Annotated in this window: 19 protein-coding genes and 1 pseudogene; 8 read left to right on the forward strand and 12 right to left on the reverse strand. The window is 64.0% G+C overall.

Annotated elements, in window-relative coordinates; all coding sequences use genetic code 11:
• The first annotated feature begins 36 nt into the window (after positions 1–36).
• The 3 genes and pseudogenes from NKH36_RS01195 to NKH36_RS34775 form a co-directional block, all read left to right on the forward strand.
• Positions 37–612: a YceI family protein gene (locus NKH36_RS01195; RefSeq protein WP_352959753.1), complete on the forward strand. Its 576-nt coding sequence runs from the start codon at positions 37–39 to the stop codon at positions 610–612.
• Positions 613–697: 85 nt separating this feature from the next.
• Entirely contained in the window at positions 698–1,684 is a 987-nt protein-coding gene (locus NKH36_RS01200) for a Gfo/Idh/MocA family protein (RefSeq protein ID WP_352959839.1), read from the forward strand.
• A gap of 74 nt (positions 1,685–1,758) precedes the next feature.
• Positions 1,759–1,899, forward strand: a pseudogene (locus NKH36_RS34775) (FAD-binding protein); the annotation flags it as partial.
• A 96-nt stretch (positions 1,900–1,995) separates the two neighbouring features.
• Here the strand turns inward: NKH36_RS34775 and NKH36_RS01210 are convergent.
• From NKH36_RS01210 to bcoG, 7 genes are all read right to left on the reverse strand, one after another.
• A complete protein-coding gene (locus tag NKH36_RS01210; RefSeq protein WP_352959754.1) occupies positions 1,996–2,937 on the reverse strand; it encodes an alpha/beta hydrolase in 942 nt (313 codons plus the stop codon).
• A gap of 222 nt (positions 2,938–3,159) precedes the next feature.
• Entirely contained in the window at positions 3,160–3,942 is a 783-nt protein-coding gene (locus NKH36_RS01215; protein ID WP_352959755.1) for a carnitinyl-CoA dehydratase, read from the reverse strand.
• The gene (locus NKH36_RS01220) at positions 3,935–6,013 is read right to left on the reverse strand and encodes an acetate--CoA ligase family protein (RefSeq protein WP_352959756.1); all 2,079 of its coding nucleotides are present in this window, start codon (positions 6,011–6,013) and stop codon (positions 3,935–3,937) included. The genes NKH36_RS01215 and NKH36_RS01220 overlap by 8 nt, the downstream gene beginning before the upstream one ends.
• 3 nt (positions 6,014–6,016) lie before the next feature.
• Positions 6,017–7,180: an acyl-CoA dehydrogenase family protein gene (locus NKH36_RS01225; protein ID WP_352959757.1), complete on the reverse strand. Its 1,164-nt coding sequence runs from the start codon at positions 7,178–7,180 to the stop codon at positions 6,017–6,019.
• 4 nt (positions 7,181–7,184) lie between these two features.
• Entirely contained in the window at positions 7,185–8,273 is a 1,089-nt protein-coding gene (locus NKH36_RS01230; protein ID WP_352959758.1) for a 3-hydroxyacyl-CoA dehydrogenase NAD-binding domain-containing protein, read from the reverse strand.
• A complete protein-coding gene (locus tag NKH36_RS01235) occupies positions 8,270–8,899 on the reverse strand; it encodes an HD domain-containing protein (protein WP_352959759.1) in 630 nt (209 codons plus the stop codon). The genes NKH36_RS01230 and NKH36_RS01235 overlap by 4 nt, the downstream gene beginning before the upstream one ends.
• Before the next feature lie 28 nt (positions 8,900–8,927).
• The gene (bcoG, locus tag NKH36_RS01240) at positions 8,928–9,839 is read right to left on the reverse strand and encodes a 3-dehydrocarnitine:acetyl-CoA trimethylamine transferase BcoG (RefSeq protein ID WP_352959760.1); all 912 of its coding nucleotides are present in this window, start codon (positions 9,837–9,839) and stop codon (positions 8,928–8,930) included.
• Between the two features lie 108 nt (positions 9,840–9,947).
• Between bcoG and NKH36_RS01245 the strand changes: the two genes are divergently transcribed.
• A complete protein-coding gene (locus tag NKH36_RS01245) occupies positions 9,948–10,928 on the forward strand; it encodes a GlxA family transcriptional regulator (protein WP_352959761.1) in 981 nt (326 codons plus the stop codon).
• Positions 10,929–10,935: 7 nt separating this feature from the next.
• On the opposite strand, the gene NKH36_RS01250 is transcribed toward NKH36_RS01245, so the two are convergent.
• Both NKH36_RS01250 and xylA read right to left on the reverse strand, forming a co-directional pair.
• Entirely contained in the window at positions 10,936–11,145 is a 210-nt protein-coding gene (locus tag NKH36_RS01250; RefSeq protein WP_095484432.1) for a hypothetical protein, read from the reverse strand.
• Positions 11,146–11,330: 185 nt separating this feature from the next.
• Positions 11,331–12,656 carry a xylose isomerase gene (gene xylA, locus NKH36_RS01255; protein ID WP_352959762.1) on the reverse strand — a complete coding sequence of 442 codons (1,326 nt, stop codon included), beginning with the start codon at positions 12,654–12,656 and terminating at the stop codon, positions 11,331–11,333.
• A 114-nt stretch (positions 12,657–12,770) separates the two neighbouring features.
• On the opposite strand from xylA, the gene NKH36_RS01260 reads away from it, so the two are divergent.
• Positions 12,771–13,130, forward strand: coding sequence for a nuclear transport factor 2 family protein (locus NKH36_RS01260; protein WP_352959763.1), 360 nt, complete (start codon positions 12,771–12,773; stop codon positions 13,128–13,130).
• A 38-nt stretch (positions 13,131–13,168) separates the two neighbouring features.
• Here the strand turns inward: NKH36_RS01260 and xylB are convergent, their stop codons facing one another.
• The 3 genes from xylB to NKH36_RS01275 form a co-directional block, all read right to left on the reverse strand.
• The gene (gene xylB / locus NKH36_RS01265; protein WP_352959764.1) at positions 13,169–14,623 is read right to left on the reverse strand and encodes a xylulokinase; all 1,455 of its coding nucleotides are present in this window, start codon (positions 14,621–14,623) and stop codon (positions 13,169–13,171) included.
• An 81-nt stretch (positions 14,624–14,704) separates the two neighbouring features.
• The gene (locus tag NKH36_RS01270) at positions 14,705–16,027 is read right to left on the reverse strand and encodes a tetratricopeptide repeat protein (RefSeq protein ID WP_352959765.1); all 1,323 of its coding nucleotides are present in this window, start codon (positions 16,025–16,027) and stop codon (positions 14,705–14,707) included.
• Between the two features lie 9 nt (positions 16,028–16,036).
• Positions 16,037–16,660, reverse strand: a complete 624-nt coding sequence (locus NKH36_RS01275) for a LysE family translocator (protein ID WP_352959766.1) — start codon at positions 16,658–16,660, stop codon at positions 16,037–16,039.
• Between the two features lie 208 nt (positions 16,661–16,868).
• Between NKH36_RS01275 and NKH36_RS01280 the strand changes: the two genes are divergently transcribed.
• The 3 genes from NKH36_RS01280 (at position 16,869) to NKH36_RS01290 (ending at position 19,643) form a co-directional block, all read left to right on the forward strand.
• A complete protein-coding gene (locus tag NKH36_RS01280; protein ID WP_352959767.1) occupies positions 16,869–17,636 on the forward strand; it encodes a L,D-transpeptidase in 768 nt (255 codons plus the stop codon).
• Positions 17,637–17,734: 98 nt separating this feature from the next.
• A complete protein-coding gene (locus NKH36_RS01285; protein ID WP_352959768.1) occupies positions 17,735–18,901 on the forward strand; it encodes a diphosphate--fructose-6-phosphate 1-phosphotransferase in 1,167 nt (388 codons plus the stop codon).
• 16 nt (positions 18,902–18,917) lie between these two features.
• Entirely contained in the window at positions 18,918–19,643 is a 726-nt protein-coding gene (locus NKH36_RS01290) for an MBL fold metallo-hydrolase (RefSeq protein WP_352959769.1), read from the forward strand.
• Positions 19,644–19,769: the final 126 nt, after the last annotated feature.

Consider the following 19,769-nt stretch of genomic DNA (forward strand, 5'->3'; position numbering starts at 1 on the left):
CTAGAAAAGCGTTGCCTCCAAAGAAAGGGTCACCCCATGCACGCCCGCATCTTCGGATTTGCAGCGGTCGCCACCTGCCTTGCCATGCCCGTTTTCGCGGCGGTGGCGCTCAGCGACGCTGCCGGCAGCTACACGATCAGCCCAGCCGGTTCCAGCATCCGTTTCTCCGTCGGCACGGCCGGCGGCGGCGGGCTCGCCGGCGCCTTCGCCCGCTTCAAGGGCAGCATCCGCATCGACAACAGCAATATCGGGCGCTCCCAGGTCAATATCACCATCTTTCCCGAAAGCGTCGGCACCGGCCAGAGCCGCGTCGACGCCTTCCTTCGCTCCGACGCGGTGTTCGACGCCGCCAACAACCCGGAAATCCAGTTCCGCTCGACCAGCGTGAAACGCACCGGCGACACGTCAGCTCTCGTCACCGGCCGGCTGACGGCGCGCGGCAAGACTTTTCCGGAAAAGTTCACCGCCGAGCTCGCTGGCCTCAGGGCCGGCACCATAAAATTCCATGTCACCGGCAAGGTGCTGCGGTCGCGCTACGGCATGGATGTCGGCACGCCGATCTATTCGAATGTCGTCGACTTCGACATGACGCGGACGGGCAGGCGCCGCTGAATATCAGGGTTAGCGCCTGGTCATTGGCTTTTCCCTGGATTTGGGGCAAACCTCGACGCCTGCAATCTAAAGAGGGAGAAGCATGATGTTCCGATGGGGTGTTTTGTCGACGGCCAAGATCGGCCGCGAGCATCTTTTGCCTGCAATGGTCGAGGCGGAGAACGGCGTGCTGTCGGCGATCGCCAGCCGCGACCTGTCGAAAGCACGTGCCTTGGCCGACCGTTTCGGCGCGCCCCATGCCTTTGGTTCCTATGACGAGCTGCTCGCATCCAAGGACGTCGACGGCGTCTACATCCCGTTGCCGACCGCGCAGCATGTCGAATGGACCGCCAAGGCGATCGAGGCCGGCAAGCATGTTCTGGTCGAAAAGCCGCTGGCGCTCGATGCCAGGGACATTCCGCCGCTGATCAAGCTGCGCGACGCCGAAAACGTGCTGGTCTGCGAAGCCTTCATGGTCGTCTACCACCCGCAATGGATCAAGGTGCGCGAACTGATCGCCAACGGCGCCATCGGCCGGCTGCGCCATGTCCAGGGCGCGTTCTCCTATTACAATGTCGATCCCAAGAACATGCGCAACCAGCTCGACCTCGGCGGCGGCGCGCTGCTCGACATCGGCGTTTACCCGACGGTGTCGACGCGCTTTTCGACGGGCAAGGAGCCGCTGCGCGTCCAGGCGACGATCGAGCGCGACAAGACATTCGGCACCGATATCTACTCCTCGATCCGCGCCGATTTCGGCGACTTCGAACTGTCGTTCTATCTGTCGACGCAGATGGCGGCGCGGCAGGTGATGGTGTTCCATGGCGAGAAGGGCTTCATCGAGGTGCTTTCGCCGTTCAACGCCGGCATCTACGACCATCATCGCATCGAGCTGCACAACCAGAACCACAGCGAGGCGCAAGTGTTCCGCTTCCCCGGCATGCAGCAATACCGGCTGGAGGTCGAGGCGTTCGCGCGGGCGGCGCAGGGCGGCAAGAACCGCGTCTTCACGCTGGAAGAATCCGTGCTCAACCAGAAGGCCATCGACGCCATCTTCCGCGCCGGCGAAAAGGAAGGCTGGGAGACGGTTTAGGCTGACCATGACCCCAAACCCGCGTCAGCGAAAGGTGCGGAACCGGTTTTGAAAAAAGACCCTAGTCAAACAAAATGGCTGACGATGCCGATGTGATTGTCGGCGCCGGCCTTGCCGGTCTCGTCGCCGCGGCGGAACTGGCCGAGGCCGGCAAGAAGATCGTCATCGACCAGGAGCCGGGCCAGTCGCTCGACGGCATCTTCCTCGTCGATTCGATCATGGTACGCGGCGCTGGAAGGCACGTTTCTCGGCGGCTGCATCTTTTCCGGGCCGCAGCGCCGGCCGCGCGGCGTCACGGTGCGGTAGACCCCTCACCAGATCCACTCGCGCCTTCCCAAAACCGACACCGCGTCGACGATCCGGGTAAAGCTCGAGCGGGCGCGGCCGACCGTGTGCCGGGCTCTGAGATAGCCATGCACCAGCCCCGGCTCCTCGAACCAGAAGGCGTATCCCTCCGCGGCGACGACGCGGTCGCGATAGGCCTCGCCGTCTGACGACAGCGGGTCGCATTGGGCGGTGATCAGCACGGTCGGCGGCAGATTGGCAAAATCGGCGTCGGCCAGCGGCGACAGCGTGAGATCGCCGGTGCGATCCTCGCCGCCTGTCCTGATATTCGTGTAGAAGTCGAGGTCGCGCACGGTCAGCATCGGCGCCTCGGCATGAGTCACATAAGAGCCTTGCGAGCGGTCGCCGCCAAGGCCGGGATAGATCAGAACCTGGCCGATCGGCCTTCGCGCATGGCCGCGCGTCGCATGGCTGACCGCGGCGGCAATATTGCCGCCGGCGCTGTCGCCGCAAAGCAGGATTGGGCGCTTATAAGTCGCCGCCGCCCATTCGAAGGCGCTGATGGCATCGTCGAAGGCGGCCGGATGAAGATGTTCCGGCGCCAGCCGGTAGTCGACCGAAATCACCTCATAGCCGGTGCGGCTGCAAAGCTCGGCGCAGAGGTCGTCATGGCTGTCGAACCCGCCGAGGATAAAGCCGCCGCCATGGAAATAAAGCACCATCGCCGCTGCTTCCGGCGCCGGCGTGCGATAGATGCGGATCGGGATGGGATGAGAGGGCGTGGCAATGGCGGTGGTTTCCGCCGTAACGCCTTGGGGATAGCTGGCAGAGAACTCCCGGCACATGCGGTCGTAGATTTCACGCTGCTGGTCGATCGTATAGTCGATAGCGTCCGGCGGATAGTAAGAGTTAGTCCGCTCGATAAAGGCCCAGGTTTCGGCGTCGATCAGTTTTTTGTAGTCGGTCATGAGTGCTGACCGGATTTTGATGACAGCGCCTGAGCACCCCCCTCTGGCCTGCCGGCCATCTCCCCCGCAAGGGGGGAGATCGGATGTCGCGAAGGCTTTCGCCAATCTTCTACGTCGCTGGAAAGGCGCGGGGCCTGAAGCTGCCGATCTCCCCCCTTGCGGGGGAGATGCCCGGCAGGGCAGAGGGGGGTGGGAAGGATCGCCACCATATCCGCAATACCTTCACTTCCCCTTCCACACAGGCTCGCACTTCTCGGCAAAGGCGCGAAAACCCTCGAGATTGTCCTCCGAGCCGTACAGTGCGTCAACCGTCGGCAATTGGCGGCGCGTCACGCGGTTCATCGCATCCTGGAAGGTGAGCGATTCGGCGACCCGTGCCGTTTCCTTGATCGCGGCAAAGACCAGCGGCGGGCCGCCGGCCAGCAGCCGTGCGATCTCCCAGACGCGGTCCTCGAGCTTCTCCTTCGGCAGCACCTCGTTGACCAGGCCCCAGCGGTGCGCCTCGGCGACATCCATCCAGCGGCCGGTGAGCAAAAGGTCCATGGCGACGTGATAGGGGATGCGCTTCGGCAGTTTGATCGTTGCCGCGTCAGCCAGCGTGCCGGCACGGATTTCGGGCAGCGCGAAGGAAGAATGATCCGACGCGTAGATGAGGTCGCAGGACAGCGCCAGCTCGAAGCCGCCGCCGACTGCCATGCCGTTGACGCAGGCGATGACCGGCTTGTTGAGATCGCGCAATTCCTGCAGTCCGCCGAAGCCGCCGACGCCATAGTCGCCGTCGACCGCATCGCCGCCGGCCGCGGCCTTGAGGTCCCAGCCGGCGCAGAAGAACTTGTCGCCGGCAGTCTTGACGATGGCGACCCGCAGATCCGGATCGTCGCGGAACGCCTTGAACGCTTCGCCCATCAGCCGCGAGGTTTTCAGGTCGATGGCATTGGCCTTGGGCCGATCGAGCGTGACTTCGAGGATCGTGCCCTCGCGGCGGGTGGTGATGACGTCAGACATTCTTTTTCTCCCCAAGCACCAGCAGCGCGTCGGCGATCCAGGCGCCTTTGCCTTGCGCGCAAACGATCAGTGGGTTGATATCGAGTTCTTCGATCTCGCCGGCATTCTGCTGCACGAAGGCGGCAATTCCCGCGATGGCCTCGATGGCCGCCGCGACATCGGCCTTGGGCCGGCCGCGATAGCCTTCGAGCAGCGGGAACAATTTGAGCCCGCGCAACGTCGCCTCGATGTCGTCGCGCGTCGCAGGCAGCATCAGCGTGACGCTGTCGCGCAGCAGTTCGACCAGCACGCCACCGGTGCCGAGCGTCATCACCGCGCCGAACATCGGGTCGCGGGTGAAGCCGACGAGCAGCTCGGCGACGCCGTCGCGCACCATGCGCTCGACATAGAGGCCGGTGCCGAGCGCATCGAGATCATGGGCCGCGGTGCTGACGGATTCGGCATCCCTGAGGTTGAGCCGCACCGCGCCAAGCTCGGATTTGTGGGTGACGCCCAAAGCCTTCAGCGCAACCGGAAAACCAAGCGCCATCGAGGAGATGACCGCCTCGACCGCATTGCCGGCGCGTTCGCCTCTGGGCACGGGGAGCCCGGCCTCGATCAGCCGCGCTTTCGCCTCGGCCTCATCAGGCGTGACATGGTCGCCGGCAGGCGCCCCGGAAGCGGAGGTGTCGATCGGCTGCGCCTGCGGCTCGCGCCAGGCCCAGCCGATGAAGGCTGCCGCCTGGGCGGCGTCCATGGCTTCGGAAATGCCGAACAGAGGCACCATGCCGCGTGCCATCAGCCCAGCGGTGTATTCCTCGGGCAGGTTCTCTGGCAGCGAGGACACGATCGCGCCCTGCGCCTTGTTGGTCTTCAGCGCCGATTCGAAGGCGCGCAGGGTCGTCCACCAGTCGGTGTCCGAGCAGCGGTCGGGACGCGGGAAATCGAGCACCAGCATGTTGAGGTCGAAACCGCCCGACACCATGGCGGTGAAGGTGGCGGTCATCGCCGGCTCGTTGTTCCAGATGAAGGTGTGGTAGTCGAGTGGGTTGGCCACCGCAACCAGCGGCCCGAGCGTCGATTTGACGTGGGCGCGGTGCGTGTCGGTCAGCGCCGGGAAATTCACCCAGCGGCCTTCGGCGCTGTCGGCCATGACAGACGCCTCGCCGCCCGAACAGCTCATCGACGACAGCCGATAGCCGGGCAGGGGGCCGGTGACGTGCAGGAGCTTGAGCGCTTCGATGAAGGCCGGGATGGAATCGACGCGGGCGATGCCGAGCCGCTTCAGGAAGGCGCCGGAGGCAGCATCGGAGCCGGCCAGCGATGCGGTGTGCGAGACGGTCGCTTGCCGCGCCTGCTCGGAGCGGCCGACCTTCATGGCGATGATCGGCTTTTTAAGCTCCCGTGCCCGCGCGGCCAGTCTTTCGAAGCCGGCCACCGAGTCGAAGGCCTCGATGTGCAGGCCGAGCGCGGTGACACGGTCGTCCTCGATCAGGCCGAGCGCCATTTCGGAAAGGCCGGTCTGCGCCTGGTTGCCGGCGGTCATCAGAAAGGCGATCGGCAGGCCGCGCTTCTGCATCGTCATGTTGATGGCGATGTTCGACGATTGGGTGATGATGGCGACGCCACGGCCGCCCTCGGCCAGCCTGATGCCGCCATGCTGGTCGGGCCATAAAAGCGCGCCGTCGGCATAATTGATCAGGCCGTAACAGTTCGGCCCGATGATCGGCATCTGGCCCGCCGCTGCGACAAGCTCGGCCTGCAGCCGCTCGCCGTGCTCGTCATAAGCCTCCGTTTCGAGGAAGCCGGCGGCAAAGCAGACGGCGCCGCCGGCGCCGCGTCCGGCCAGCGCCTTGACCACCTCGATGGTTAGATGCCGGTTGACGCCGACAAAGGCAGCGTCCGGCGCGCCGGGCAGGTCAGCCACCGAGCGATAGGCTTTCCGCCCAGCGACCTCCTCCTTGATCGGGTGCACCGGCCAGATCTCGCCGGCAAAGCCCATCTTGATCGACTGCGCGACGACGGCAGCGGCTTGCGCGCCGCCGAAGACAGCGACCGTTCGCGGGCGCAAAAGGCGCTCAAGTTTGTGCATCGATCAGCCCCCGAACGGGCGCAGCAGCGCCCGCGAGATAATGTGGCGCTGGATTTCCGAGGTGCCTTCCCAGATGCGCTCGACGCGGGCGTCGCGCCAGATGCGCTCCAGCGGCAGGTCGTCCATCAGGCCCATGCCGCCATGGATCTGGATTGCTTCATCGGCGACGAAGGCGAGCATTTCGGTGGCCTTCAGCTTGGCCATGGCCATGTCCTGATCGGTGACGGTGCCCTGATCGTACTTCCAGCCGGCTTCGAACACCATCAGATCGGCCGCCTTCAGTTCGGTCGCCATGTCGGCGAGCTTGAACGACACGCCCTGGAACTTGCCGATCTGCTGGCCGAATTGCTGGCGCTGCGCCGCATACTCGACTGCGTGACCAAGCGCCCGCTCGGCCCGGCCGAGGCAGGTGGCGCCGACCTGCAGGCGGGTTGCGCCAAGCCACGAATTGGCGACGTTGAAACCCTTGTGGACCTCGCCGAGCACTTGGGCTCCGGGCAGCCGGCAATCGTCGAATTCGAGGATGGCGTTGGTGTAGCCGCGGTGCGAGACGTTGCGGTAGCCGTCGCGCACCGTGAAACCCTTGGTGCCCTTGTCGACGAAGAAAGCGGTGATCTTCTTGCGCTTGCCACGAGGCGTCTCCTCTTCACCCGAGGCCATAAAGACGATGGCGAAATCGGCAAGATCGGCATGGCTGATGAAATGCTTGGTGCCGTTCAGCACCCAGTCGTCGCCATCCTGCACCGCGGTCGCCTTCATGCCGCGCAGATCGGAACCGGCGCCCGGCTCGGTCATCGCCAGGCAATCCCATTTCTCGCCGCGAATGCAGGGATAGAGGTATTTCTCGTGCTGCTCCGGCGTGCCGGCCAGAAGGATGTTGGAAGGCCGCGCCACGCAGGTCCAATGCAGCGCGTAATTGGCGCGGCCGAGCTCCTTTTCGTAAAGCAGCCAGGTCACCGTATCGAGCCCGGCGCCACCGACTTCCGTAGGCATGTTCGCGGCATAAAGCCCGGCTGCGATCGCCTTGGCCTTGATCTCCTCGATCAGCTCGCGGCGCAGCACGCCGGTGCGCTCGACCTCGCGCTCATGCGGGTAAAGCTCGTTCTCGACGAAGGCGCGCGTCGTCTCGACGATCAGTTTCTGTTCTTCGGAGAGCCCAAAATCCATGGTCTCAGCCTTTCTTCTTTTTCTTCGGCTTTTCAGCCTTGGCCTTTTCAGCCTTGGCCTTTTCGGCCGCCTTGGAGGCGGTGGGCTTTTTTGCCGCAAGCTTGGCGAGTTGCTTGGTATAATCCTTGTGCAAGGCGCCGGCGCCCCAGCCCTTGCCTTTGTTCTGCTTCGACAGCGCCTCCATGATCGCGACCAGATTATCGTCGCGGATCTTTTCCAGCTCACGGATCGACAGGCCATGCGCCTGGTCGTCCGACTGCGTGGCGATCAGGTCGACCAGCTCGTCGTTGAACTCCGGCACATCCATCAACTTGGTCCATGGCCATTTCAGGCACGGCCCGAACTGCGCCATGAAATGGCGCATGCCGGCCTCGCCGCCGGCGACGCGGTAGACCTGGAACATGCCCATCTGCGCCCAGCGCAGGCCGAAGCCATAGCGCATGATATCGTCGAGTTCCTCGACTGTGCAGATGCCGTCCTTGATCAGCCACAGCGCCTCGCGCCATGCCGCCTCCAGCAGGCGGTCGCCGACAAACGCCTCGATCTCCTTGCGGATCACCACCGGCTTCATGCCGATCGAGGCGTACATCTCCTTGGCGACTTCGATCGCCTCGGGAAAGGTCTGCTCGCCGCCGACGATCTCGACCAGCGGCAAGAGATAGACCGGGTTGAACGGATGGCCGACGACCAGCCGCTCCGGGTGCTTCTTCATCGCCACCTGCATGTCGGTCGGCTTGATGCCGGAGGTCGAGGAGCCGACGATGGCGTTGGCAGGCGCATAAAGGTCGATCTCGGCCAGCACGAGGTGCTTCAGATCGAGCCGTTCCGGCACGCTTTCCTGGATGAAATCGGCATCGGCGACGGCGTCGGCAATGGTCTTGGCAAAGGTCAGTTTGCCCTCTTTTGGCAGGCCGTCGGGCAGCATCTGCTTGTAGGCGCGGCGCGCGCCTTTCATCACCTCGCCGACCTTGCGCGCCGCTTCGGGATCGGGGTCGAAGATCGACACGTCGATGCCGTTCAAGAGCAGCCGCGCCACCCAGCCGGCGCCGATGACGCCGCCGCCGATGGCAGCCGCCTTGGTGATGATGCTCATGCGGAGGCTCCGGTTCTTGTCCTGGCTATTTCCAGTTCGATGAGGGGCACGCGCTCGCCGGCGCGGATCACGGTGGGGTCATAGGCCCTGCGCGCGAACACTTCGAGCACGAAGGGCCGGAAGAAGTCGATCGGCAACGTCTCGTAATCCGGATCGAAGCTCGACTGGTCCCAGCGCTCGCAGAACTGGTCGCAATCGTCGAAATAGTAATGGCCGGCGAAGCGGTCGCGCGCATGGGGATTGCCGCCGAGATGGTGGGCGTAATAGAGGCGCTGGAAGTCACCGTGCTTTTCCACCACCCAGGTGCACTGCTCGCGCACGAAAGGTTTTAGGATCGAAGCTGCATATTCGTCGTGATTGTAGGGTGCGTAGATGTCGCCGATGTCGTGCAGCAGCGTGCAGGCGATCCAGTCGGTGTCGGCGCCGTCGCGCCATGCGCGCGTCGCCGCCTGCAGCGAATGGCCGAGCCGGGTGATCTTGTAGCCGGACAGGCCCTCGTCGAGTTGGACAAGCGCATCAAGCAGCCGTTCGCCGGTCTTCGCTGCATAGTCGATCTCGTGCTCGGTCAGGAAGGCGTAGTCCTCGCGGTCGCCGTCCTTCATGGCGGTGAATTTCACGGTCTTCATCGGCGGCTCCTCCCAACCGGATCCCTTCTCAAAGCGGCGCTCGCTTCGTCAGGTTGAGCTTCTTGCGCACTTCTTCCGGGCCGATGACCCTTGCGCCCATGCTCGACACGATGCTGACCGCTCGCTCGACCAGCTGCGCATTGGTCGCCAGCACGCCCTTGTCGAGCCAGAGATTGTCCTCGAGCCCGACGCGGACATTGCCGCCGGCCAGCACCGCGGCGGCGGCATAGGCCATCTGGTTGCGGCCGATGGAGAAGGCCGACCAGGTCCAGCTCGACGGCACATTGTTGACCATCGCGATGAAAGTGTTCAGGTCGTCAGGCGCGCCCCATGGCACGCCCATGCACAATTGCACGAGAGCATCCGCATCCAGCACCTTTTCCTCGACAAGCTGCTTGGCAAACCAGAGATGCCCGGTGTCGAAGGCCTCGATCTCCGGCTTGACGCCAAGCGCCGTCATCATGCCGCCCATGGCGCGCAGCATGCCGGGCGTGTTGGTCATGACATAGTCGGCTTCGGCGAAATTCATGGTGCCGCAGTCGAGCGTGCAGATCTCGGGCAGGCACTGGCGCACATGCTCCACGCGTTCGGTCGCACCACCCATGTCGGTGCCTTTTTCGTTCAGCGGCAGCGGGTTTTCCGGCGAGCCGAACACCATGTCGCCGCCCATGCCGGCAGTCAGGTTCAGCACCACGTCGACGTCTGCCGCACGGATACGCTCGGTTACTTCGCGATAAAGGTGAACGTCGCGGCGCGGCTTGCCGGTTTCGGGGTCGCGCACATGGCAGTGGACGATAGCCGCACCCGCCTTTGCCGCATCGATGGCCGAATCGGCGATCTGCTTGGGCGAACGCGGCACATGCGGGCTTCGATCTTGCGAGCTGCCGGACCCGGTCACGGCACAGGTAATGAAAACCTCACGGTTCATTGCAAGCGGCATCGGACTCTCCCAATCGGCACAGACGGTCCAATCAAACATGGGCCTGATCGAACGGAGGGCGACAATGCCTGACTTGCCGGAAAGTGTTTTGCGTTTTACGAAGGTCGTATGACAAAAAGCGAAAAGCCATCGATCTTTCGCGCCGAGCGCTCGCCGCTCAAGGTAACGCTGCTGGTGTTTTCCGGTTCGTCGATCATGTGCGTCGCATCGGCCGTCGATCCGTTGCGCGCCGCCAACCGTATTGCTGGCGAGACGCTGTTCGATTTCAGGTTGGTTTCGGTGACCGGCGAAGCGCCAATCACCACATGCGGCCTGCCGGTTGCGGTCAGCGGCCGCTTCGATGCGGCGGATACAACGGATATGCTTGTCGTCGTCGCCGGCTTCGGCACGCAAAACTATGCCACATCGGCCCTGCTTGCCGGCCTGCGCCGAGCGGCGCGCGCCGCACGCGCTTGCGGTGGCGTCGAAGCCGGCACCTGGCTGGTCGCCCGCGCCGGCCTTCTGGAAGGCCGCAGCGCCACCACCCATTGGGAGGATATGGAGGATTTTTTGTCGGCCTTTCCCGGCGTCGATGTGCGCCCCGACCGCTACGTCATCGACGGGCCGGTCTTCACCTCCGGTGGCGCTTCGCCGACCTTCGATTTGATGCTGCATCTGATCCGCACGCGGCTCGGCATGGCCGTCGCGCTCGATGTGGCAAGTGTCTTCATCTACGACCAGGCGCGGGCGGCGACCGACGCCCAGCCGCTTGTCTCGCTCGGCCGCCTCGACGGCTACGATCCCAGGCTGGCGCAAGCCATCCGGCTGATGGAAACCCATGTCGACCAGCCTTTGACCATTGCCGCGGTAGCAAAGCGCGCCGGAGTGACGGCGCGAACGCTGGAAAGCATTTTTCGCAAGTCGATCGGCGAAACGCCGGGCGCCTATTACCTCAGGCTGCGGCTGGGTGCCGCGCGCCGGCTGGTGGTCGACACGCGCGTGGCCATGGCCGATATTGCCGGGCGGACAGGATTCTCGTCCGCCGCGGCATTTTCCAGGGCGTTTTCAAGAGCTTTCGGCGAAGCGCCGGTCAGGCTGCGCCAGAGATAGTGGGAGATTAGGCCGCGTCCTGGCGGTCGCTGTTGCCGTCGATCTGCGAGCGCATCTGTCTCGCAAGGTGGGTCTCGAAGCGGCTGGCGACCGCGCGATCCCATTCGTTTGCACTGCGCGCACCATGCTTCGGATGCGGCAGCGCCATCAGCCGGTCGATGATCGATCCGGCCTCGCCAGATGAGAGCAGGGCGTCGATTTCGCGTTCGTGCTGCATATCGTTTCGCCTCCTTCTTTCTGTTCCCGCCACCAACAACACTATACGAGATTCGTGACGGCTGTTTGAAGGCAAGAGCGAGGCGATTGAGGGGCGTGCGAGGCAAAACCTTGTCGTCGGTTCCGCCCTCGCGCAAAGCTGTTCCGGGCCGGCGGGTCGGTCAAAAGACCCGCCGGTGCGACACCTCAGACGTACCGGTTGACGATATTCTCGAGCAGTTCCTGGCGGCCGGATCTGGGCTGCGGCTCGATCTTCTTCTTGACGACGCGCTCGGCGATCTCCTCCAGCGTCCGCTTGCCCGAAAGCATCGCCTTGGCCTCGGCGGAGTTCCAGCCGGCATAGCGTTCGGCCAGCGGGGCGGACAGCGCCTTGTCCTCGACCATTTTTGCGGCAGCCTTGAGGCCGCGTGCGCAAGCGTCCATGCCGCCGATATGGGCGATCAGCAGATCCTGCGGATCGAGCGACTGGCGCCGCAGCTTGGCATCGAAATTGGTGCCGCCGGTCTCGAAGCCGCCCGCCAACAGGACCTGGTAATAGGCCAGCGCCATCTCCGGCACATTGTTGGGGAACTGGTCGGTGTCCCAGCCCGACTGGTAGTCGTTGCGGTTCATGTCGATCGAGCCGAAGATGCCGAGCGCACTGGCCAGCGCCAGCTCATGCTCGAAGGAATGGCCGGCCAGGATCGCATGGCCCTGCTCGATATTGACTTTGACTTCCTTCTCCAAGCCGAAGCGTTTCAGGAAGCCGTAGACCGTGGCGACGTCATAGTCGTACTGGTGTTTTGTCGGCTCCTGCGGCTTCGGCTCGATCAGGATGGTGCCCTTGAAGCCGATCCGGTGCTTGTAGTCGACGACCAGATTGAGGAAGCGGCCGGCCTGCTCCTGCTCGCGGGCAAGGTCGGTGTTGAGCAGCGTCTCATATCCTTCGCGGCCGCCCCACAGCACATAGTTCTCGCCCTTCAGCCGTTTGGTGACGTCGATGCAGTGCTTTACCGTCGCCGCCGCATAGGCAAACACATCCGGATCGGGATTGGTGGCGGCCCCCGACATGAAGCGGCGGTTGGAGAACAGGTTGGCCGTGCCCCACAAAAGCTTGACGCCGGTCTGCTTCATCTTGCCGGCGAAGTAGTCGGCGATCTCGTCGAGGCGAGCGGCACTTTCGGAAAAGTCCCTGCCTTCCGGCCGTACATCGGCATCGTGGAAGCAGAAATAGGGTGCGCCGAGCAGCGAAAACATCTCGAAGGCGACATCGGCCTTGAGCTTGGCCAGATCCATCGTGTCGGTGCCGCCGGCCTTGGCAAACCATGGCCGCTCGAAGGTCTGACCGCCGAACGGGTCGCCGCCCGGCCAGGCGAAGGAATGCCAGTAGGCGACGGCAAAGCGCAGATGGTCTTCCAGCCGCTTGCCGGCGACCACCTCGTCGGGATTGTAGAACCGGTAGGCCAGCGGATTGGTCGAATCCGGTCCTTCGTATTTGATCGTCTTGATGTCGCCGAAAAAGCCGCTGGTCATGATTGTCTGTCCTCTCGCATGGTTCTGTTCCTGATTACCTCAGGCGTAATTGGTTTCGCGCTGGCGCTGGGTGAAAAGGGTCATGTCAAAGCCAGTCAACAAAGGAGACAGACCATGACCGACCTCAACACGATCGCCGAAAACTACATCAACGCCTGGAACGAAAGTGACGCCGCGCGCCGGCAAGCCTTGCTCGAGGCGGCCTTCACCGAGGACGTCAGCTACCGCGATCCGATCATGCAGGGCGACGGCCATGACGGCGTCGCCGCACTGATCGATGGCGTCCAGCAGCGTTTCGCCGGCTTCCGGTTCTCGCTCAAGGGTAAGCCGGACGGGTTTGGCGACACGATCCGCTTTTCGTGGAATCTCGGGCCGGAAGGCACTGATTCTGTCATCGAAGGCACCGACATCGGCGTCATCGAGAATGGCCGCCTGAAAAGCGTCACCGGCTTTCTCGACAAGGTTCCGGCATAATGAGGTCATCTCAGGCCTCGGCGGGGGTGGGAAACCACTCACGCCGTGGCGGCCTTGATGGCTGGGTAAAGCAAGCGGTAGCGCTGATAAGCATCCGCATAGGCGTTGCTTAGTGCGGCGACCGGTTCGATGGTGGCATCGGTGGCCGGCGCCGTGCACACTCTGAGCGGATCGGCACCCGTCGCCGCGATCATGCCGAGCCGGGCTGCACCGAAGGCAGCGCCGAAATCGCCGTCGGCGGGAATGTCGACGGGCAGGCCGAGCGCGGTGGCGATCGCCGTCAGCCAGTAGCGCGAGCGCGAGCCGCCGCCGATCGCCGTCACCCGCGTCAGCGTCGTGCCGGCCTTGGCCAGGGCTTCGAGACTCTCGCGGAAGGCGAAAGCCACGCCCTCCAGCACGGCCTGGGTCAACACGGTGCCGCTGGTTTCATGCGCAAGCCCGGTAAACGAGCCGCGAATGGCCGAGTCATTGTGGGGCGTGCGCTCGCCGGAGAGATAGGGCAGGAAGGACACGCCGGTCGGCGCCTTCAGCGCATCGCCGAGTTCGGCGGTCAACTCGCCGGCGCCTTTCCCTGATATCTCCGACAGCCAGTTGAGCGAATCGGTTGCCGACAGGATGACGCCCATCTGGTGCCAGGTGCCGGGTAGCGCGTGGCAGAACGTATGCACCGCGCTTTCCGGGTTTGGCAGATAGGCGGCGTTGGCGGCGAACAGCACGCCCGACGTGCCAAGCGAGACGAAGGCTTGGCCGGCTGCGACCGTGCCCATGCCGCAGGCCGAGGCCGCATTGTCGCCCGCGCCGCCGGCGATCGGGATGCCGGCCTGCATCCCCCATTTCGAAGCCAATTCGCTGCGCAAGGCGCCAGCCTTCTCAGTGCCTTCGACCAGCGACGGCATCTGCTTCTCATCAAGCGACGTCGCGGAAAGCAGGTCGGATGACCAGTCTCGCTTGCCGACATCGAGCCAGGACGTGCCGGCTGTGTCAGACATTTCCGAAATGTGTTCGCCGGAAAGCCAGAGCCGCAGGAAATCCTTCGGCAGCAGGACCTTTGCCACCTTGGCGAAAATATCAGGCTCTTTGTTTTTTACCCAGACCAGCTTTGGCGCGGTGAAACCGGGGAAGACGATGTTGCCGGTGAGCTTGCGAAAGCGCGGATCGGCGTCGAGCTTGGCCGCCTCGGCATGGCTGCGCGTGTCGTTCCACAGGATGCAGGGGCGCAGCACCTGGTCGCCGGCATCAAGCAAGGTGGCGCCGTGCATCTGGCCGGACAGGCCGATGCCCTTCACGGCGGCGAGCTGTCCTGGATGCGAAGCCTTCAGCTCGGCGATCGCTTCCTCGCAGGCGCGGATCCAGTCGGCGGGGTTCTGCTCGGACCAGCCGGGATGCGGCCGCGAGACGTCGAGTGAAGCATGGCCGGAGCCGATGATAGTCTGCCCGGCATCGATCAAAAGCGCCTTGACGCCCGACGTGCCCAGATCGAGGCCGAGATACATGGTGTCCTCCCAATGCCATTAATTTTTTCGGATCTCGAAAAAATCTGACTCGGCAGTTTTTAAGACAAGATCCGCCTTCGGTCAATTCTCCGACAAATCGGCCGCGCGCCGCGAAAACAGCGCCGACATCGGGCTGTCAGGCCGCGCCAGCGCGCGTTCCGCGGCAATCGCCCTCGCCAGCGCATGATCGCCGGAACGCAACGCCGCTTCGATCAGCGTCAGGTCGATAACGTCGCGTTGCGCGTGGCTGCCGCCGAAGCCGTGGGCGATCGCCTGGATGGGTCGTATCAGACGCACCGTCTCGGCATAATTGCCGGCGCCGAACGCCTTGAGGGCGAGCGTCAAGGGATGGCCGACGTCTCGCGTGAAGGCGGCGTTGTCGTCGCTGCCGCGCATGGCCTCGCGCTGCGCTTCGAGCAAAGTGCGAGCCGGCGCTTCGAGGCCGGCGCCGACGAAAGCCATCATCGCGTGGGCATCGTTGAAGGCATAGTTGCCGGGGCTGGCCTTGGCCCAGTTGGCGGCAAGTGCCGCCCAGCGGGCGCCAACATCGACGCCGCCGAGATGCAGCCGCCACAGGATCGCCGACGCATCGACCATGTTGAGCGCCAGCGTCGAGCGCTCGCCGTAGATCGGCCCGTCATAGAGCGCCAGCACCTCGTCGGTCTCGCCGAGATCGTAGTGGAACAGCGCCAGGTGCCACCAATTGTGCACCTGCAGAAAACTTTCCTTCGTCCACGCTTCGGGGTTGGCGCGCATCCAAGCGATGCCGTCCGTTTGCCGGCTCTGCATTTCCATGACATGGGCAACGGCGTGCTGCGCCCAGCCGTCGCGCGGCTCGATGTCGACTGCCATCCGGCCAAGCTTTTCGGCGCGCGCATAGTCGCCCATTTCCTCCAGCCCGAAGGCCTGCATGCCGAGTATGGCGTGGTAGCCCGGCATGCCGCTTTGCCACGACGGCAGCGCGCGGCCGATGCGGTCGCGCAGCATGCGGGCATTGCCGGTGAAGAAATCGATTTGGTGCCCGGTTTGCAGCGCCAGCGCATCGAGCGGAAACTCGATGGCGATATCCTCGAGCAGACGGGCGGCTTCATGCCAGCGTCCTGCGGCAAGATGGCCAAGTGCTGCGACATGCGCCTGCTCACGCGGCGTCGCCGCAAGCGGCAGCGACGTCTTATAGCAAGTCCTGGCCACGGCTGTCGCCTCACGCTCGGTGGCGAGGCCGAAGAGATAGCCCTTGAACACATGTGCCATGACGAAGCCGGGGTCGTCGGCGATGGCGCGGTCGACCGAGCCGACCGGATCGCCGATGAAGCATTGCAGTTCGCGCACAGCCTTGCTGTAGGACGAGAACGCGGCCTCGGTCGCACCCGAAAATGTCAGGCCGAATGCATCCCTGACTGCCATGTCATGTCCTCAATTGCCCGAGCGCATCGCCACTGTGGCGATGCCGGCGCCGACCAGCAGCGTGCCGCCGGTGCGGTTGAAGATGCGGATCGCCAGGGGATTACGCACGACGTTGCGCGCCCTTGCCGCGATCAGGGCGTAGCCGAAGGCATTGGCGAAGGCGAGCGCCAGGAAGGTCGTTTCGAAGATCAGCATCTGCGTCCAGAAATCGGCGTACCGGTCGAGGAACTGCGGCAGGAAGGCAACGAAGAAGGTGATGCTTTTCGGGTTGAGCGCAGTGACCAGCCAGGCATGCGCCATCATCTTGGCCGACGACACCGCATCCAGGCGCGGCTCGGCCTTGAGCGTGCCACCGGCGCGAAATAGCTTTATGCCGAGATAGATCAGATAACCGGCGCCGACCACCTTCAGCGCGGTGAACACGGTGGCCGACGTCGCCAACAGCGCGCCGATGCCCAGCATCGACAGCGTCATCGCCGTAAAATCGCCAAACGCCACGCCGACCGCCATCGGCAGCGCGGTACGCCAGCCCTGGCCCAGAGCATACGACACGACCAGAAGGATGGTCGGGCCGGGAATGATAAGAAGGATCGTCGAGGCGGCGGCAAAGGCGACCCAGTTTTCGAAGGACATGTTCGTCTCCTTGAGCTCAAAGAAGAGGATAAATCCTTGGGCTCGCAAAGATGTAAAGAGGCGACATCGAAAATATACGGCACGCGACGGCTCGGCCAGGAAGTTAAGGCAGGGCAAGACGTCTTCACGCATTTTCAACCATGATTGGTGAAAATGCTCTTTATTCGGCCGGACCGTGTTTCCCGCCGACAGCGTAGGGTTTGGGTACATGCGTGAGTTGCCGCAAGGTCTGATGCCGCCGTACAATGGCGACGAAATCGAGATTTCCGAAATCCAGCTTTCCCGCCGCGCCGTGTTGTCGGGCGCGGGTGCGTTGGCGTTGCTTGGCGTCGCCGGCTGCAGCCAGACGCTCGACCTGTCGGCGCTGCAACTCGACGGCGTCACCACCGGCGCGATCACCCCCATCCGTCCGAGCATCAGCGTCGATAAGAACATCACCAGCCCTGGTGTGATGTATGCCTCCGTCACCGACGGCGGCTTCACTCTGCCGGAAGTGCCCTACCTCAAGGTCAAGCCGGAGTTCCGTCGCCAGATTGTCGTCGACCCGACCGGCGAGCAGCCCGGCACCATCGTCGTCCATTCGCAGGAGCGGCTGCTCTATCTGGTGCAGCCCGGCGGTGACGCGATCCGCTACGGCGTCGGCATCGGCAAGGAAGGCTTTCGCTGGTCCGGCCGCGCCAACATCCAGTACGGCAAGGAATGGCCGACCTGGACACCGCCGGCCGAGATGATCGCCCGCAAGCCGGAACTGGTGAAATGGCAGGCCGGGCAATCCGGCGGCCTCGACAACCCGCTCGGCGCGCGTGCGCTGTACATCTATCAGAACGGCCAGGACACCGGCTACCGCATCCACGGTTCGCCCGAATGGTGGAGCATCGGCCAAGCGATGTCGTCGGGCTGCGTTCGGCTGATCAACCAGGACATCATCGACCTCTACAGCCGCGTCTCCAGGAAGAACCCGGTCGTCGTCGTCTGAAATCATAGCGGCCGGCGCGGCCGCTCGACTCTCCCGTTGCGTGATCTCGCAAGACAGGCGAATGTGCCTGCAATTCCAGTGCTCGGGAGAAGTAAAAAATGTCCGGAACTTTTGTGATCGCGCAAGGCGGCGGCCCGACTGCCGTCATCAACCAGACGATGGTGGGCGCCGCGCTCGAGATCCGCAAGCGCCATCCCGGCGCCAAGGTTTTAGGCTCGATCCATGGCGTGCGCGGCATCCGTGACGGCAACTATGTCGATCTCTCGGCCATCGCCGAGGACCGGCTGCGGCTGATCGGGGCAACGCCGAGCGCCGCGCTTGGCTCGACGCGCGATAAGCCGGATGACGCCTATTGCGAGATCATCCTCAACGGCCTGAAGAAGGCCGGCGCCGACGCGTTCATCTATATCGGCGGCAACGACACGTCGGGCACGCAGCAGATCCTGACCGACGCCGCCGGCGGCAAGATGGCTTTCGTCCATGCGCCGAAAACCATCGACAACGATCTCGAGGAGAACGACCACTCGCCCGGCTTCATTTCGGCAGCCGAGTTCGTCGCCGGCGCCTTCCTCTCGGTCGACCTCGACTTCCGTGCTCTGCCGGGCATCTATGTCGGCATCGTCATGGGGCGGCATGCCGGCTTCCTCACTGCCGCCGCTGCCGCATGGCAGCTTGACCCCGACAGCGGCCCGCATCTCGTCTATGTGCCGGAGCGTCCGTTTTCGGCCGCGGCCTTCATCGACGATGTGCGCGCCACGCTCGATCGCCACAAGCGCTGCATCGTTGCAGTGTCCGAAGGCGTCAGCACCGCCGACGGCAAAGCGCTGGTCGAAAGTCTTGTCCCGCCGGAGAAACTGGAGCGCGATGCGCATGGCAACGTCAAGCTGTCGGGCAGCGACCTGCCCGCCGCCCTCGAGCGCGCGCTGGCCGAAGGATTACCGGGCAAGCGGGCGCGCGTCGATGCGCTCGGCTACATGCCGCGCGGCTATGTCGGCGCCATCAACGCCGTCGATGCGCAGGAAGCCTTTGATGCCGGCGTCTTTGCGGTCGCTGTCGCCGAACAGGGCGGCGGCTCGGTGGCGCTGCAATATGACGGCAAGAAGACCGTGCTGAACAAGGTGCAGCTGAAAAACGTCGCCGGCAAGACCCGCCACATGCCCGACGATTTCATGCTGCCTGAGGTCAACCAGCTCTCCGATGCAGGAATGGCCTATCTGAAGCGACTGGTTCCCGAAAAATACAAGGTTGGAAAACCGTTCGTCTGATGCCGGCCTTTGCCTGATGGATGACTGGTTCAGCAAGACCGTCATCGACGCCCAAACGACGATGCTGACCGAGCCGTTCGTGCATGATTTCGTACGCGCCAACATCTGGCATCTGCGCGGCCGCGACGTCGACCTGCTTGTCGACACCGGCATGGGGATTTGCCCGCTGGCGCCGGAGATCGACACGCCGGCCGGGAAGCCGCTGGTCGTCGTCGCCACCCATATCCATCTCGACCATGTCGGCTCGCTGCACGAATTCCCGCTGCGGGCCGGACCCAGGATGAGTGCCGCGCATTTCTACAGCATGGATGACGCCGTCACCTACGCCCATATGTTCCACGATCTCGACGGCGCCGTCTCGAAGCTGCCGGCGCCCGGCTGGAAAGCAGCCGATTACAAGATTCCGCCAGCGCCGCTGACGCGAACACTTGACGAGGACGACACGGTCGATCTCGGCGACCGGCAATTCCGCGTGCTGCATCTGCCCGGCCATTCGCCCGATTCGATCGCGCTGTTCGACGAGGCCGACGGCCTGTTCTTCGCCGGCGACGCCATCTACGACGCCATGCTGATCGACGACCTGCCGGACTCCGACCGACCGGCTTATCGCCGCACGATGCAGCGGCTGCTCGATCTGCCTATACGCATCGGCCACGGCGGCCACGGCCCGAGCTTCGGCGCCAAACGGATGCGCGAGATCGCCAACGGCTATCTCAGGCGGACAGACGGGATCGGCGCATAAGAGGCTTCCTGCCAGGCGAGACAGGCAAGACCCCGACACGTCCGTCAAGATTCTGGTTGCCCGCCAGAGCATCTTCGAGAAGACTGGTGAAGGCCGACAGACGGCCTCAAGCAAACGGATTGTCTC

Origin of the sequence: Mesorhizobium sp. M1312 (genome assembly GCF_040318115.1) — a bacterium.
Lineage (GTDB): Bacteria > Pseudomonadota > Alphaproteobacteria > Rhizobiales > Rhizobiaceae > Mesorhizobium.

Coding starts and splice junctions, on each gene's coding strand:
- NKH36_RS01195 (WP_352959753.1), top strand. CDS start 37: ATGCACGCCCGCATCTTCGGATTTGCAGCGGTCGCCACCTGCCTTGCC.
- NKH36_RS01200 (WP_352959839.1), top strand. CDS start 698: ATGTTCCGATGGGGTGTTTTGTCGACGGCCAAGATCGGCCGCGAGCAT.
- NKH36_RS01210 (WP_352959754.1), bottom strand. CDS start 2,937: ATGACCGACTACAAAAAACTGATCGACGCCGAAACCTGGGCCTTTATC.
- NKH36_RS01215 (WP_352959755.1), bottom strand. CDS start 3,942: ATGTCTGACGTCATCACCACCCGCCGCGAGGGCACGATCCTCGAAGTC.
- NKH36_RS01220 (WP_352959756.1), bottom strand. CDS start 6,013: ATGCACAAACTTGAGCGCCTTTTGCGCCCGCGAACGGTCGCTGTCTTC.
- NKH36_RS01225 (WP_352959757.1), bottom strand. CDS start 7,180: ATGGATTTTGGGCTCTCCGAAGAACAGAAACTGATCGTCGAGACGACG.
- NKH36_RS01230 (WP_352959758.1), bottom strand. CDS start 8,273: ATGAGCATCATCACCAAGGCGGCTGCCATCGGCGGCGGCGTCATCGGC.
- NKH36_RS01235 (WP_352959759.1), bottom strand. CDS start 8,899: ATGAAGACCGTGAAATTCACCGCCATGAAGGACGGCGACCGCGAGGAC.
- bcoG (WP_352959760.1), bottom strand. CDS start 9,839: ATGCCGCTTGCAATGAACCGTGAGGTTTTCATTACCTGTGCCGTGACC.
- NKH36_RS01245 (WP_352959761.1), top strand. CDS start 9,948: ATGACAAAAAGCGAAAAGCCATCGATCTTTCGCGCCGAGCGCTCGCCG.
- NKH36_RS01250 (WP_095484432.1), bottom strand. CDS start 11,145: ATGCAGCACGAACGCGAAATCGACGCCCTGCTCTCATCTGGCGAGGCC.
- xylA (WP_352959762.1), bottom strand. CDS start 12,656: ATGACCAGCGGCTTTTTCGGCGACATCAAGACGATCAAATACGAAGGA.
- NKH36_RS01260 (WP_352959763.1), top strand. CDS start 12,771: ATGACCGACCTCAACACGATCGCCGAAAACTACATCAACGCCTGGAAC.
- xylB (WP_352959764.1), bottom strand. CDS start 14,623: ATGTATCTCGGCCTCGATCTGGGCACGTCGGGCGTCAAGGCGCTTTTG.
- NKH36_RS01270 (WP_352959765.1), bottom strand. CDS start 16,027: ATGGCAGTCAGGGATGCATTCGGCCTGACATTTTCGGGTGCGACCGAG.
- NKH36_RS01275 (WP_352959766.1), bottom strand. CDS start 16,660: ATGTCCTTCGAAAACTGGGTCGCCTTTGCCGCCGCCTCGACGATCCTT.
- NKH36_RS01280 (WP_352959767.1), top strand. CDS start 16,869: ATGCGTGAGTTGCCGCAAGGTCTGATGCCGCCGTACAATGGCGACGAA.
- NKH36_RS01285 (WP_352959768.1), top strand. CDS start 17,735: ATGTCCGGAACTTTTGTGATCGCGCAAGGCGGCGGCCCGACTGCCGTC.
- NKH36_RS01290 (WP_352959769.1), top strand. CDS start 18,918: ATGGATGACTGGTTCAGCAAGACCGTCATCGACGCCCAAACGACGATG.